We start from the raw sequence: 13,909 nt of genomic DNA, 5'->3' as shown, positions 1-13,909 counted from the left end.
CACCGGCCCGGTGAGGCAGGCCGACCCAGCGCAGGTCCCTATCGCTCGAGCAGTCGGACCTGCTCCATGACGTCGTCGGGCACGCCCGCGGTCGCGAGTACCTCGGTCGAGGGGCGCGGGCGGGTGCGCCAGCCGTCGCGCCAGCCGCGGCGGAGGCCGTCGCGCAGCACGGATCGGTCCTGCGAGGCGCGGAAGGTGCGCACCCAGCGCCGGGCGGTCGCGGCGATGTAGAGCGCGTTCTCCCAGCCGTAGAGCGCCTTCGAGAGTCGGAACACCCAGAGCTTGTTGCGCACCTCGAAGAAGAAGCGGGGGCCGGGATCCGCGTCGCTCGACCCGCGCTTCGCCGTCTTGTGAGTGACCACGGAGTCGGGCACGAACAGGCCTCGCGCACCGCGCAGCAGGCGCGCCGAGTACTCGAAATCGTCGTTCCACAGGAAGTAGTCGACGATGGGGAGGCCCAGCTCGCGCACCCGCGCGGCGCGCAGGAACGCCGACACGAACGAGATCGACCGGATCTCCATCGCGCCGACGGAGGCCGCCCGCTCACGCTCCGCGCGCGACGCACGGATCTTCGCCTTGGGCGTGTTCATCGGGTGGTCCGCGCCGTCGGTCCAGACCACCCGCGAACCCATCACCGCGAGGTCGTCCTGCCCGGTCGCGCGGTAGCGCTCGAACGTCGCGAGCGCACCGGCGAGCGCGTCGGGGCCCGGCACCGTGTCGTCGTCCATGACCCACACCCAGTCGGTCGCGGGATCGGCGACCGCTGCCGCGATCCCCACCGCGAAGCCGCCGGCGCCGCCCGTGTTCTCGGTCAACCGGATCAGCCGGGCCCGATCCCCCCACTCGGCCAGCAGCTCGGCCGCGACCGCGTCGGAGCCGTCGTCCGAAGCATTGTCGACCACCACGAGGCGATCGACCGGACGGGTCTGCGCCGAGAGCGCCTCCAGCGCCTCACGCAGCAGCACCCGGCGATTCCATGCGACGAGTACCGCGGTCACCCGCAGCGCGCCGGAGGCGCCCGCCGCGCCCGAAATCGAGCCCGAACCCGAAGCGGACCCAGCGACAGCTCCCCCGCTCACTGCTTGCCGTCCTTCTTCGGAGTCGCCTTGGCAATGCCCTGATCCACCAGCTGATGGACCTTGGCGAAGTCCGGGTTCTCGGGGTCCACCGCCGGCGGCACGAGCTCGACGTTGACGGGCGGGAACTCGCGGGACTTGCCCGCGAGATCCACGAAGCGACCCAGCATCGAGCTCGGGATGTCGGTCTCGACGAGCTGCTTGCCCGCGGTCGCGATGTCCTGGAACCGCGCCAGCACGTTGGTCGGGTTCATCTGGGCGAGGATCGCGGCCTGCAGCTCGCGCTGCCGCTCCATGCGCGAGTAGTCGCCCGCGGCGGATCCGTAGCGGGAACGCGCATACCACTGGGCCGTGTAGCCGTTCATGTGCTGCTTGCCCGGCTCGATCCAGCCGTCGACGCCGTTCTGATACTGATCGCCGCCGATGGGCAGTCGCTCCTTCACGTCGATCTCGATGCCGCCGAGCGCATCGATCAGCTGCGAGAACGCATCCATGTTGACGAGCACGTAGAACTGGATGTCGAGACCGGTCGCACCCTCGACGGCCTCCTTGGTCGCCTCGATCCCGGGCGAGGAGTGCTGCTTCTTCGCGTTCGGGTAGAGCTCCGGGTAGAACAGCTCCGCCTCGGCGTAGACGCCGTTCAGGATGCAGCGTCCTACCTGGCAGCCGCCCCACTCCCCGAATTCGTTGGGGCCGACGCCGAAGCCGTTCGGGTGCATCTTCGCCATGGGCGAGTCCTTCGAGAAGGGCACGTTCGCGAGCTCGCGCGGAACACCGATGATGGTCGACTGGCCGGTCTTCGCATCGACGCTCACGACCGAGATGCTGTCGGGACGCAGCCCCTCGCGGTCGGCGCCCGCGTCCGTACCGAGCAGCAGGAAGTTGTAGCGGCCCTTGACGGGTTCGACCGCGGGCGCGCCCGCGAAGAGATCGTCGAGGAGCCCGCGGGTCGAGGCGACGGTGGTCGCCGCCCAGGCCGCGCCGAAGGCTGGCACGATGGTCAGCAGCACCGAGATGACCGCGATGGGCACGCGCCAGTTCGGCTTCACCCGCACCAGCTTGGTGAGCCGCAGGGTGTCGAAGCCGAGCACCAGCCAGAGGATCGCGTAGAACGCGAGCACCCAGGTCAGCGCGAAGAGGAACCAGCTGTTCGTGAACAGCGTGAGCGTGTCGGCGCGCGCAACGAGCAGGCCCACCACGGCGAGGACGCCCGCGAGGATCAGCACGACCGTCGCCGTGATGCCGAATCGGCCGAGCCTGCGGCTGCCCGCGAGCAGCTGTGCGCTGCCGGGCAGGACGAAGCCGAGCAGCACGAGCCAGCGCGCCCGCTTGGTCATCAGCGGGGGCGAATCGAGATCGGGGTTGCGGATCGGCCGCTCGAGCTCGATCGTGCTCATCCGGCGTACCCGCCGGGGTTGCTCGACTGCCAGGTCCACGCGTCGCGGCAGGCCTCGGCGAGGGAGCGGGTGGTGCGCCACCCGAGCTCGGCGTTCGCCTTGGCGGGATCCGCGACCATCGCGGCGACATCTCCGGCGCGCCCGGGCACGATGTCGTAGGGCACCGGACGGCCGGAGGCCTCCTCGAAGGCGCCGACGACCTCGAGCACGCTGGATCCGGTCCCGGAACCGAGGTTGTACGCGGTGACGCCCGCAGAGAGGTGCTCGAGCGCGGCGACGTGGCCCTCGGCCAGGTCCATCACGTGGATGTAGTCGCGGACGCCGGTGCCGTCGGACGTCGGGTAATCCCCGCCGAAGACGCTGAGCCGCTCGCGCTTGCCGACCGCGACCTGCGCGATGAACGGCATGAGGTTGTTGGGGATCCCGCTGGGGTCCTCGCCGATGCGGCCCGAGGGGTGCGCGCCGACGGGGTTGAAGTAGCGCAGCAGCACGGCCTCGAGCTCGGGCCAGGCGACCTGCGTGTCCCGGACGATCTGCTCGATCATCGCCTTGGTCCAGCCGTAGGGATTGGTCACCCCGACCCCCGCGGGATGCGCCTCGTCGATCGGCACGCGCTGAGGCTCGCCGTACACCGTCGCCGAGGAGCTGAACACGAACTTGGTGACTCCGCGCTCGCGCATCAGATCGAGCATCACGAGCGTCGAGTCGAGGTTCACCCGGTAGTAGCGGGTGGGTTGCGCGACCGACTCGCCCACCGCCTTCAGACCCGCGAAGTGGATGACGGCGTCGAACTCGAGGCCGTCGAGCGCCGCACGGGCGGCCTCGCGCTCGGCGAGGTCGACCTCGATCACGGGGACGCTCCGCCCGCTCAGCGCCTCGACCCGGCGCACCGCTTCGGGGCTGCTGTTCGAGAAGTCGTCGACCACGATGACCTCGTGCCCGCGATCGAGGAGCACGAGCGCGGTGTGCGAGCCGATGTAGCCGGCGCCGCCGGTGAGAAGTACACGCATAGCGTCTAGGGTAGGGCCGCTGCCGGGAGAGAACCTGCGACGCGCTCCGGAATCCGCGAAAGGCGGTTTCCGGCGTCGGCCGAGCTCCCCGAAGGGCAGTGACACCGCAGGGTTACGATTCGGTGACGCTTCCGCGCGCTCCGGGCCTGCGCACAGCAACCGATTCCGTAGAATCGAGGCTGTCGGGCGATTCACAGCTTGGCGGGGACGGAGGGGTTAGGTGGCGACGCTCACGCTGATCGGCGAGCCCTTTCCCGGGTGGGACAGTGCGCTGCAGGCCGCAGCCGCACAGGACCTCACGGAAGCGGTCGCCGTCGCGGCCCCCCGCGGGTGCAGCGCCCGGCTGCTGATCGCCAAGGGCACGGAGGCACCCGTTCTGGAGTCGCCGCGCGCTCGCGTCGAGACCCTGCCGCTGAAGGCCGGCATGCTGCCCGTGCTGTGGCAGTCCGGCGCCTCGGCCCGCCCCCTCGACGGCGAGTTCGTGCACGCGTTGACCCCCATGGTTCCGCTGCGCAGCCGCGACGAGGGCGACGGCACCCAGACCTCGGTCGCGATCCCCCACGGCATCGCCTGGCAGGCGCCCGAGCTGATGGGCACGACCCAGGCCCGGCTCTTCCGTTCCTTCGTGCGCCGCGCGGTGCGCCTCGCCGATGTGATCGTCACCTCGACCCACGCGACCGCGAGCGCGCTGCAGGAGCACTTCGGGCCCGAGCTGGCGGTGCAGGTGCTGCCGCTCGCCGCCCCCACCCGGATCATGCGCCCCTCCGACGCCGCCGAACGCCGCGTCGAGCTGGGGCTCCCCTCGACCTACGTGGTCACGACCGCTGCGCCTGGCGAATTCGGCCGGCTCGAGTGGATCCTCGACGCGATGCACGCCGATCCGTCGCTCCCGGCGCTCGTCGTGCTCAGCGGCAGCTTCCCCGCGCCCGGCGATCCGCAGAACACCGAAAGCGCGGACCCGAAGCTCGCGGCCGCGATCCCGACCGAGTTGCAGCACCGCATCACCGTGGTCCGCCCGCGGGAGCTCGAGGACATCGGAGCCGTGCTCTCGGGTGCCGAGCTGCTCGCGCTGCCTCAGGCGGGTATCGGCACCGGCTACGAGCTGCTCGCTGCGCTGTCCGCGGGGGTACCAGCGCTGCACGGCGGCAGCGCCGTCGCGGCGGAGCTCGCCTTCGAGGGTGGGATCGGCGCGGAGGACGCGGCGGCGTTCGCCGGCGAACTCTCCCGGATCATGAGCGACGACGCCGAGCGCTCCCGGCTCTCGGTGCTCGCCGAGGATCAGTCCCGCTCGTACTCGTGGGCGAGCACGGCCTGGCACCTGTGGGAGATCCACGCGAACATCTGACCCGGCACGAGCGGCCGAGTCCGGCACGAGCGGCCGAGTCCCGCGCGAGCGGCGGAACCGCGATCGACCGCGGCGCTGCTGCGTCAGCGGCGCGCGCCCCGCGCGTGCCCGACGGCGGCGGCCGCCGCCGCGAAGGCCGAGACCGCGACCAGTGTGACGGCGCCGCCCCACCCCCAGTGGGCGAATACGAGACCACCGAGGCCGCCGAGCAGCGCCGAGCCGATGTAGTAGCCGAGGTTGTAGAGCGACGGCGCCAGGCTGCGCCCGGTGTCGGCACGTCGACCGATCAGACCGCTCGCGATGGTGTGGGCCCCGAAGAACGCTCCGGTGAACAGCACGAGTCCGAGGATCACCGCGGGAAGCCACGGGAGCAGCATGAGGCCGAGCCCGAGCAGCATGAGCGCGATGCACCCGAGCTGCACACGGACCGGGGATTCGATGCCGGCGAGCGGTCCCAGGCGCGGCCCGCGGTGGGCCCGAGCGACGACCGACCACACCCGGCGGGAGGCGACCGCGCCGGCCAGGTAGGCGAGGAAGAGCCACGACACCTGGGCCGTGCTCAGTCCGAACGGCGACTCCTGCAGCCGGAAGCCGAGCACGTTGTAGACGGCGACGAAGCCGCCCATCAGGAGGAATCCCTGCGCGATGAGGACCCGGACGCCCGGGTTTCGGAGATTGGCCAGGAACGCGCGACCGAGCGGCAGCGGGGGTCCCGGCGGGATCCGGGTCGCCGGGATCAGCGCGAGGAACAGCGCCGCGGACGCGACCGAGCAGAGGGCGACCGCCGCGATCCCCCACCCCCAGCCGAGGGCGTCGCCGACGAGGCCCGAGATGACGCGACCGGCGAGCCCGCCGATGGTGGTGCCTGCGACATAGCTGCCGACGGCGGCGCCGAGCGCCGCGGGCGTCACGATCTCGGCGAGCGCGGTGACGGCCAGCGCGGGCAGCCCTCCGAGCGCGAGCCCCTCGAAGAAGCGCACCGCGACGAGTGCGGGGAGCGTGGGCATGAACGGGACCAGCAGACCGATCGCGAGCGCGACGAGCACCGACCAGCGCATCGCGGCCACGCGACCGATCCGGTCGGAGACTCGGGCCCACGGCACCACGCCGACGGCGACACCGAGCGTGGCCGCACCGATCACCCACGAGACCGCGCCCGTGTCGCTGCGGAACTCGTGCGCCAGCTCGGTCAGCACGCCCTGCGGGGCGTACAACTGGGCAAAGGTCGCGAAGCCCGCACCGAACAGCGCGACGAGGGCGCGCTTCGCGACCCGGCTGTCGCCCGGAACCCGGGGGTCGGACGCGGTCACGCGCCGAGGCCGCTACTCGGCGGCCGGAGTCGCGGCTTCGGCGGCGACGCGCGCCCGCAGCGCGGTGTTCTTCTGCTCCACCTGCGCTTCGAGGTCCGCCGCGTAGGCGTCGAGCTGCGTCGCGACGGCGGGATCGCTCGCGCCGAGGATGCGCGCGGCGAGCAGGCCCGCGTTCTTGGCACCGCCGATGCTGACGGTCGCGACCGGGATCCCACCGGGCATCTGCACGATCGACAGCAGCGAGTCAAGCCCGTCGAGCTTGGCGAGCGGCACGGGGACGCCGATCACGGGCAGCGTGGTCATCGAGGCGACCATGCCGGGCAGGTGCGCAGCACCGCCGGCGCCCGCGATGATGGCGCGCAGGCCGCGGTCCGCGGCGGACCGGGCGTACTCGACCATCTTGTCGGGCGTGCGGTGCGCACTGACCACCTCGACCTCGTGCGCGATCCCGAACTCGCGCAGCACGGCCACGGCGTCCGCCATGACGGAGTAGTCGGAGTCGGAGCCCATGATGACGCCGACCAGGGGCTGCATGCGCTCACCAGTCATGTCGCCTATCGTAGCGATGCCGAGACCCCGCATCGTGCGGCGCGGGCCGGCTGGGACTCCGCCGTTTGCGGTTCGCTCGTGCGGCTGCCTATGCTGAGGGCGCCCGCGCGGCGGGCGGCGGGCGGCGAGCGGAGCCGCCCCCGGGCCGGCGGATCGAGGGAGACCGGATGAGCGCAGCAGGACCCGCGCAGCCCGGCGCGCCCGTTCCGCAGGATCCCCGTCTGCGCCCGGTTCCGCCGCCGCGGTTCAGCGAATCGGCCGACAGCACCGTGCCGCTCGTGCTGCCCGGGCCGCCCATCTCGGTCGTGCTCGGACCCGCGCCGCGAAGGGGTGGCGCGACGACCGCCCCCGAACGCGCGGAGGCGCCTGCAGCCTCTCCGGAGGCCGTGCCCGCGTCCGTCCCGACGCCCGAACCCCCGCCCGCACCGCCCGCCGTCGAGACCGCCATCGAACCGACCACGGTGCCCGCGGTGCCTTCGGCCCCTCCGCGCGCACCGGCGCCCGCAGCACCGGTGCCGCTCCCGGTCTCCGAGCTCGCGCTCGACGATGACGACCTGGGGCTGACCATCGTCGTGCCCCGCGGCGTGCTCCTCACCGATTGGAACCTCGTCGACCGCGACGGGACCGCGTTCCGGCTGCACCGCAGCAACGTGCTCGGGCGCAGGCCGTCCGGGGCCGGCGCACCCGAGCACGCGCAGCTGGTGCTGCTCTCGGATCCCGATCGGGTGCTGTCGCGCACCCACGCACTGCTCGAGGTCATCGACGACGAGGTCTGGGTCACCGATCTGCACTCCACGAACGGGAGCGCGGTGCGCGAGCCGGGGCAGCCCGCCCGGCGTCTCGAACCGGGCACGCGCGTGCGCGTGCTGCTCGGCAGCGTGCTGAGCTTCGGCGGACGCGCGGTCTCGTTCGCGTACGACGGGCACGGCCCTCGGGCCTAGCCCGGACCGGCGGCTCCTCGTCCGCCGGACCGCACGATTCGAGCGGCCGGATCCCTAGTCGAACATGCGCGCAGCGGCGAGCGCCTCGGCACGCACGGCGGCGAGGTCGTCTCCGGTCACGGTGACGTGGCCGACCTTGCGTCCGGGGCGCGGCTGCTTGTCGTAGCTGTGGATCTTGGCCTCGGGGTGCGCGGCGAGCACCTCGGCGTAGCGGACCGGCATGGGGCCCTCGGCAGGACCGCCGAGCACGTTCACCATGACGGCGGCGGGCCGGGTCATCGCGGTGTCGCCGAGGGGCAGATCGGCGACGGCGCGCAGGTGCTGCTCGAACTGGCTCGTGACGGACCCCTCGATCGAGAAGTGCCCGGAGTTGTGGGGGCGCATCGCGAGCTCGTTGACGAGCACGCGGCCGTCGCGGGTCTCGAACATCTCGACGGCGAGCACGCCGGTGACGCCGACGCCCTCGGCGACCGTGATGCCGATGCGGGCGGCCTCGTCGAGGGTCGCCGGGTCGGCGACGGGGGCCGGCGCGAGCACCTCGGCGCAGACGCCGTCGCGCTGGATTGTCTCGACGACGGGCCAGGCGCGGGTCTCACCGGAGGGCCTGCGCGCGACGAGCTGCGACAGCTCGCGGGTGAAGTCCACCAGCTCCTCGACGAGCAGCTGCCCAACGCGGCCGTCCTCGGCGAGCGCGGCGAACCAGTCGCGCACCTCGCTCGCGTGCGAGACGACGCGGACGCCCTTGCCGTCGTAGCCGCCGCGGGCGGTCTTGACGACGGCTCGACCGCCGTGGGCGTCGATGAATCCCTGCAGCGCGGCCTCGTCGGCGACGGCGGCCCAGGCGGGCACGGGGACGCCGAGTTCGCCGAGCTTCTGCCGCATGAGGATCTTGTCCTGGGCGAACTGGAGCGCGTCGGGGCGCGGGTGCACGGCGACGCCGCGAGCCTCGAGCTCGCGCAGGATCTCACCGGGCACGTGCTCGTGGTCGAAGGTGATCACGTCGACGGTCTCGGCGAAGGAGTAGACGGTCTCGGGGTCGCGGTAGTCGCCGACACGGTCGGCGGCGCGCTCCGCGCTCGATCCCTCGTTCTCGGCGAGCACGCTGATGCGCAGGCCGAGGTGGATCGCGGGCGGCACCATCATGCGGGCGAGCTGCCCGCCGCCGATGACGCCGATGCGAATGCTGCCGATCTCTTCGATGCTGCTCACCCGATCCATTTTGCCAGGCGGCGACGCGCCGCGTGACACCAACAATGGTTGACGGCAGACAACGAATCGCCTATAGTTGCATTCCGTCAACGATTTGCGACCCCACACGCGGATCCAATCCGACTCCCCGTGCCGGCGAGGCCGCGCGACGCCCCCGTTCGGCGCCGCCGCCAGGGCCGCACGCGCACCCCACCCACCGATCAGCAGAACAGGATCCCAGCACTCCAGATGTCCAGCACGGCAGCACGATCCACACCCACCGCCCCCGCCCGGGGCGTATCCGCGAACGACGAGGTCCTGCACGGCCGCGCCAAGGCATGGGCCCTCACCGGTCTGTTCCTCAGCATGGCCGTCTCGATGCTCTCGATGACGGTGGTCGGCACCTCGATGCCGATCATCATCGCCGACCTCGGCGGCGACCAGGCCGCGTTCACCTGGGTGGTCACGGCGACCATGCTCGCGAGCGCCATCTCGACGCCGATCTGGGGCAAGCTCGCCGACCTCACCAGCAAGAAGGTGCTGCTGCAGGCGTCGCTGATCATCTTCACCCTCGGATCCGCCCTCGCCGGTACCGCCGAGGGCCCGGGCTGGCTCATCGCGTTCCGCGTGCTGCAGGGCCTCGGCGCCGGCGGCCTCGGCGCGCTCGGTCAGATCGTGCTCGCCGAGATCATCAGCCCGCGCGAGCGCGGCAAGTACATGGGCATCATGGGCGCGATCATGGCGGTCTCGACCGTCGGCGGCCCGCTGCTCGGCGGCGCCATCACCGACTCGATCGGCTGGCGCTGGAACTTCTATGTGGCCGTCCCCATCGCCGTCGTCGCGATCATCGTGCTGCAGCGCACCCTGCACCTGCACACCGCCCGCCGCAAGGTCAAGATCGACTACCTCGGCGCCTCGCTCATCTCGATCGGTTTCGCCAGCCTCCTCATCTGGGTCACGCTCGGCGGCACCCAGTTCGACTGGTGGTCGTGGCAGACCGCGCTCATGGTCGGCGGCGGCATCGTGCTGCTCATCGCGGCCGTGATCGTCGAGCTCAAGGTCGAGGAGCCCCTGATCCCGCTCGGCCTGTTCAAGAACCGCACCTTCACGATGGCCGTCATCGCGAGCCTCGCCGTCGGCCTGGCCATGTTCGGCACCTCGGTGTTCCTCGGCCAGTACATGCAGCTCGCCCGCGGCAAGACACCGACCGAGTCGGGTCTGCTCACCATCCCGATGATGGCCGGCCTGCTCCTCGCGTCGACGCTCGTCGGCCAGATCATCTCGCGCACCGGCAAGTGGAAGCGCTACATGGTGGTGGGATCCTTCCTGCTGCTCGCCGGTCTGCTGCTGCTCGGCCAGCTGCGCTACGACACCTCGCTCTGGTACGTGGGCATCTCGATGTTCGTCCTCGGCGCCGGCGTCGGCATGTGCATGCAGAACCTCGTGCTCGTCGTGCAGAACACCGTCTCGCCCGACCAGATCGGCGTCTCGAGCTCGGCCGTCACCTTCTTCCGCACCATCGGCGGCACCGCCGGCATGTCGGCGCTCGGCGCGATGCTCTCGCACCAGATCGTCGACTTCGTGAAGGACGGCCTCGCCGCGCTCGCGAAGACCGATCCGGCATCGCTCGCCGGAGCCGAGAAGCTCGCCGGCGGCACGATCCCCAAGGTCGCCGAGTTGCCCGGCCCGATCCGTACCGTGGTCGAGGCGGCGTACGGACACGGCATCGGCGACGTGTTCCTCGCCGCATCCCCCATCGCGATCATCGCGATCGTCGCGATCATGCTCCTGCCGAACCTGCCCCTGAGCAGCAAGAGCGCCGCCCAGCAGCGCTCCGAGCTGGCTGCGAAGAACGCCGCGGACGAGGCCGAGCACGCGGACCTCGCAGCCACCGGACGTTAGGCTCGAATCATGCAGGATCAGCGGGATGCGGACGAGGTCGCCGGCGACGGCGACGGCGCGACCCCGGAGGGCGTCGCGCCCGGCGGCATCGACGGCGGTGTGCTCGACAGCCGCATCGCCGAGATCATCGCCGAGTTCTCGGAGGTGTTCGCCTACGCCCGCACCCGCTGGGCCCGGTTCGCCGAGGAGGTGCATCCGGAGCTCAAGGGCGTCGGCATGATCGTGCTCCAGTTCATCGTGAAGAAGGGGCCCGTCACGGCGACCCGCATCGCGCAGATGCTCGACATGGACAAGGCGATGGTCAGCCGTCAGGTGTCGAAGCTCCGCGAGCTCGGCATGATCGACGCTGAGCCGGCCCCCGAGGATCGCCGCGTCGTGCTCCTCACCGCCAGCACGAGCGCCGTCGAACTGCTCGACGGGCTGCGCGACCGCTGGGCGCACGGCTACCACGAGCGGTTCCGGGGATGGACCCTGGAGGAGCTCGAGGTGATGCGCGACGGCCTGCACCGCTTCAACGCGACCGCCGACCTCTCGATGCCCGACGGCCCCGCCGCGCGCTGCGTGCGCGAGCAGGGCTCCGACGCGAGCTCCGACTAGGCGCCCGCGCCTCGCCGCCCGTTCCGGCGGGCGGCGAGTTCGGCACCGGCCGCTCGCAGCCAACGATCCGGCTCGGCGAGCGAGCGCTCGGCGCTGCCCGCGAGCTCGGTGAGCGACACTGCCGAGGCGAAGCCGGAGAGCGGCGCGTCCGCCGCGATCCGGCCGGCCACGAGCGCGACGGGGACGCCCGCCGCTCGGGCGAGCGCGGCGACGTGGCTCGGCGCCTTGCCGGCGGCCGACTGACCGTCGAACGCGCCCTCGCCCGTGATCACCAGGTCCGCGCCCGCGATCGCGTCGGCGAGACCGATCAGTCCGGCCACCTCCGCGGCCCCCGGGAGCAACTCCGCGCCCAGCACCACGAGGGCGCCGCCGACGCCACCGGCCGCGCCCGTGCCGGGTGTCGCCGGGTCGAGGTCGCAGAGCGCCGCAAGCCGGCCCATCGCCGCGTCGACCCGGGCGCGCGCGGCCGGGTCGACGAGCCCCTTCTGCGGGCCGAAGACCTCGGCCGCTCCGCGCGGACCCGTCATCGGGTTCGAGACGTCGGTGAGCACACGGGTCTCGGGAAGGTCGCGGATCCCGCCGAGCTCGACGCGTTCGAGATCGAGCAGTCCGCGCGCGCCCGCCGCGATCGGCGCGCCCGCGCGATCCAGCAGCCGCGCGCCGAGCGCCGTCAGCATGCCGGCGCCGCCGTCCGTGGAGGCGCTCGAACCGATGCCGAGCACGAGCCGCGAGACCGCGTGGTCGAGCGCCGCCGCGATCGCCGTACCGAACGCCTCGGTCCCGGCGTCGAGCGGTCGCCCGGTCCCCACGCGCTCGATCCCGCAGGTGACGGCGAGTTCGACGACCGCGGTGCCGCGGGGCGCCGCCGGTTCCGGCGGCAGCAGCAACCAGAACGGATCGCCGGAGCGCCCGGCACCGAGCGGCATCCGGGCCGCGTCCGGACGGGCGGCGACGAAGGCCTCGAGCGTGCCCTCTCCGCCGTCGGCCATGGGCCGCGGGATCAGTCGGGCGTCGGGCTCGACGCTCGCCCAGCCTGCGGCGAGCGCCGCGGCCGCATCCGCCGCGGAGATCGTGCCCTTCAGGCTGTCCGGTGCGATGACGACGCGCGTCATGCGGCCTCCCCTCGGACCCGCTCCTCGTGCGGCGGGCGCGAGATGCGCCCTCGAAACTCGCTCAGACCGCGCGCAGGATCACGGCGCTGCCCTGGCCGCCGCCACCGCAGATGCCGATCGCGCCGAGGGTGCCGGGACCGGCCTCTGCGAGCTGACGGGCGAGGGTGCCGACGAGTCGGGCGCCCGATGCGCCGATGGGATGTCCGAGCGCGATCGCGCCGCCGTGCGGGTTGACGACGTCGCCGCTGATGCCGAGCTCCTTCGTCGACTGCAGTCCGACCGAGGCGAACGCCTCGTTGATCTCGACGACCGCGAGATCCTGCGCGGTCGCGCCGCCGGCGACCTTCGCGAGCGCCGCGGTGATCGCGCGCGACGGCTGCGAGTGCAGCTGGGTGTCGGGGCCCGCCACGAGCGCGGTCGCCTCGACGCGCGCCAGCGGCGTGACGCCGAGCCGCTCGGCAGCGGCCTCGCTCACGAGCACGAGCGCCGCGGCGCCGTCGGTGATCGGCGAGGCATTGCCGGCGGTGATCCCGCCGTCCTTCGCGAACGAGGGCCGCAGGCCGGCGAGCACCTCGACGGTGGTGTCGGCGCGGATCCCGTCGTCGGCCGAGACGACGGTGTCGCCGCGACGCGACGTCACGGTGAACGGCGCGATCTCGCCGGCGAAGAACTCGGCCGATGCGGCGGCGCGGCGGTGCGAGGTCGCAGCGAAGGCGTCCTGCTCGGCGCGGCCGATGCCGAGCGGAACGTTGCCCTGCTCGGTGAGCGCGCCCATGGCGACCTGGTCGAACGCGTCCGACAGTCCGTCGTGCTCGGTCGTGTCGATGAGCTGCGCGGTACCGTACTTGGTGCCCGCGCGCAGCGGGATGACGTGGGGCGCGAGCGACATCGACTCCTGGCCGACCGCGAGCACGACCTCGGCCTCCCCCGCGGCGATGAGGCGCGCCGCCTGCGACACGGCCTCAGCGCCCGAGAGGCAGACGGCGTTGAGCGTGATCGCGGGCGTCTCGAGCGGGATCCCCGCGCCGACCGCGGTCTGACGGGCGGGGTTCTGACCCGCCCCGGCCTGCAGCACCTGGCCGGCGACGACCGCGTCGACGTCCTCGGGGCGGATCCCCGCGCGCTCGAGCGCCGCGGTCGCGGCGTGCGCGCCGAGCACGGTCGCGGGCTGCGCGGCGAGCTGCCCGGTGAAGCGGGTGAACGGGGTGCGGGCGTACCCGGCGATGAGCGCGTTCATTCGTGTGTCTCCTCGAAGGTTCGAGTGCGGCGGTGCGAACGCTCCGCCGCCTGCCTAGCATCCTGCCTCATCGGGCTGCGAGCCGCTCGGCCCACTCTGCACCGCCGAGCATCGCTCCGCCGTGCACTTCTGCAGACCCCGGGGGCTCTGCATGTCATGTTCCCCGTCGAGTGAACGCTTGTACACGGAAAGAGGCGCCTTTTCATGTACAAGCGTTCACTCGACGGCCGGGGCGGGGGATGGGG

General features: G+C 72.4%; 12 protein-coding genes. 4 read left to right on the top strand and 8 right to left on the bottom strand.

All coding sequences use genetic code 11. The annotated features are described in order from the left end of the window. Positions 1-38: 38 nt before the first annotated feature. The 3 genes from BMH31_RS09605 to galE form a co-directional block, all read right to left on the bottom strand. Entirely contained in the window at positions 39-1,004 is a 966-nt protein-coding gene (locus tag BMH31_RS09605) for a glycosyltransferase (protein WP_099722797.1), read from the bottom strand. Positions 1,005-1,075: 71 nt separating this feature from the next. Beyond that, positions 1,076-2,473, bottom strand: a complete 1,398-nt coding sequence (locus tag BMH31_RS09600) for an LCP family protein (RefSeq protein ID WP_199068120.1) — start codon at positions 2,471-2,473, stop codon at positions 1,076-1,078. Beyond that, a complete protein-coding gene (gene galE, locus BMH31_RS09595) occupies positions 2,470-3,483 on the bottom strand; it encodes a UDP-glucose 4-epimerase GalE (RefSeq protein ID WP_099722772.1) in 1,014 nt (337 codons plus the stop codon). The genes BMH31_RS09600 and galE overlap by 4 nt, the downstream gene beginning before the upstream one ends. Before the next feature lie 220 nt (positions 3,484-3,703). Between galE and BMH31_RS15505 the strand changes: the two genes are divergently transcribed. Beyond that, positions 3,704-4,828 carry a glycosyltransferase gene (locus BMH31_RS15505; RefSeq protein WP_099722771.1) on the top strand — a complete coding sequence of 375 codons (1,125 nt, stop codon included), beginning with the start codon at positions 3,704-3,706 and terminating at the stop codon, positions 4,826-4,828. Between the two features lie 83 nt (positions 4,829-4,911). Here BMH31_RS15505 and BMH31_RS09585 read toward each other — a convergent pair whose 3' ends face one another. Then, positions 4,912-6,138 carry an MFS transporter gene (locus BMH31_RS09585; RefSeq protein ID WP_099722770.1) on the bottom strand — a complete coding sequence of 409 codons (1,227 nt, stop codon included), beginning with the start codon at positions 6,136-6,138 and terminating at the stop codon, positions 4,912-4,914. Between the two features lie 12 nt (positions 6,139-6,150). Next, entirely contained in the window at positions 6,151-6,687 is a 537-nt protein-coding gene (gene purE, locus BMH31_RS09580; protein WP_168187878.1) for a 5-(carboxyamino)imidazole ribonucleotide mutase, read from the bottom strand. Between the two features lie 167 nt (positions 6,688-6,854). Here purE and BMH31_RS15585 point away from each other — a divergent pair, with 167 nt between their 5' ends. Further along, a complete protein-coding gene (locus BMH31_RS15585) occupies positions 6,855-7,628 on the top strand; it encodes an FHA domain-containing protein (protein ID WP_099722769.1) in 774 nt (257 codons plus the stop codon). Positions 7,629-7,682: 54 nt separating this feature from the next. Here BMH31_RS15585 and BMH31_RS09570 read toward each other — a convergent pair whose 3' ends face one another. Then, on the bottom strand, positions 7,683-8,828 hold the full coding sequence (locus BMH31_RS09570) for a 5-(carboxyamino)imidazole ribonucleotide synthase (protein WP_256382379.1): 1,146 nt from the start codon (positions 8,826-8,828) through the stop codon (positions 7,683-7,685). Between the two features lie 237 nt (positions 8,829-9,065). Between BMH31_RS09570 and BMH31_RS09565 the strand changes: the two genes are divergently transcribed. Together BMH31_RS09565 and BMH31_RS09560 are read left to right on the top strand one after the other, a co-directional pair. Next, the gene (locus tag BMH31_RS09565; protein WP_099722767.1) at positions 9,066-10,718 is read left to right on the top strand and encodes a DHA2 family efflux MFS transporter permease subunit; all 1,653 of its coding nucleotides are present in this window, start codon (positions 9,066-9,068) and stop codon (positions 10,716-10,718) included. Positions 10,719-10,727: 9 nt separating this feature from the next. Continuing rightward, positions 10,728-11,315 (top strand): MarR family transcriptional regulator, encoded by a 588-nt coding sequence (locus tag BMH31_RS09560; RefSeq protein ID WP_099722766.1) that lies wholly within the window; start codon positions 10,728-10,730, stop codon positions 11,313-11,315. On the opposite strand, the gene BMH31_RS09555 is transcribed toward BMH31_RS09560, so the two are convergent. Both BMH31_RS09555 and BMH31_RS09550 read right to left on the bottom strand, forming a co-directional pair. Beyond that, positions 11,312-12,427, bottom strand: a complete 1,116-nt coding sequence (locus BMH31_RS09555; RefSeq protein WP_099722765.1) for a glycerate kinase — start codon at positions 12,425-12,427, stop codon at positions 11,312-11,314. The genes BMH31_RS09560 and BMH31_RS09555 overlap by 4 nt on opposite strands. A 61-nt stretch (positions 12,428-12,488) precedes the next feature. Continuing rightward, complete coding sequence (locus BMH31_RS09550) at positions 12,489-13,664, bottom strand: acetyl-CoA C-acyltransferase (protein ID WP_099722764.1); 1,176 nt, start codon at positions 13,662-13,664, stop codon at positions 12,489-12,491. Between the last annotated feature and the right edge of the window lie 245 nt (positions 13,665-13,909).

This window comes from Leucobacter sp. OLIS6 (genome assembly GCF_002752355.1).
GTDB lineage: Bacteria > Actinomycetota > Actinomycetes > Actinomycetales > Microbacteriaceae > Leucobacter.
This window is presented reverse-complemented; position numbering and strand designations above follow the sequence as displayed.

Excerpts from the sequence above, each read along its gene's own strand:
- BMH31_RS09550 (WP_099722764.1), bottom strand. The coding sequence starts at position 13,664 with ATGAACGCGCTCATCGCCGGGTACGCCCGCACCCCGTTCACCCGCTTC.
- purE (WP_168187878.1), bottom strand. The coding sequence starts at position 6,687 with ATGACTGGTGAGCGCATGCAGCCCCTGGTCGGCGTCATCATGGGCTCC.
- BMH31_RS09555 (WP_099722765.1), bottom strand. The coding sequence starts at position 12,427 with ATGACGCGCGTCGTCATCGCACCGGACAGCCTGAAGGGCACGATCTCC.
- galE (WP_099722772.1), bottom strand. The coding sequence starts at position 3,483 with ATGCGTGTACTTCTCACCGGCGGCGCCGGCTACATCGGCTCGCACACC.
- BMH31_RS09600 (WP_199068120.1), bottom strand. The coding sequence starts at position 2,473 with ATGAGCACGATCGAGCTCGAGCGGCCGATCCGCAACCCCGATCTCGAT.
- BMH31_RS09560 (WP_099722766.1), top strand. The coding sequence starts at position 10,728 with ATGCAGGATCAGCGGGATGCGGACGAGGTCGCCGGCGACGGCGACGGC.
- BMH31_RS15585 (WP_099722769.1), top strand. The coding sequence starts at position 6,855 with ATGAGCGCAGCAGGACCCGCGCAGCCCGGCGCGCCCGTTCCGCAGGAT.
- BMH31_RS09565 (WP_099722767.1), top strand. The coding sequence starts at position 9,066 with ATGTCCAGCACGGCAGCACGATCCACACCCACCGCCCCCGCCCGGGGC.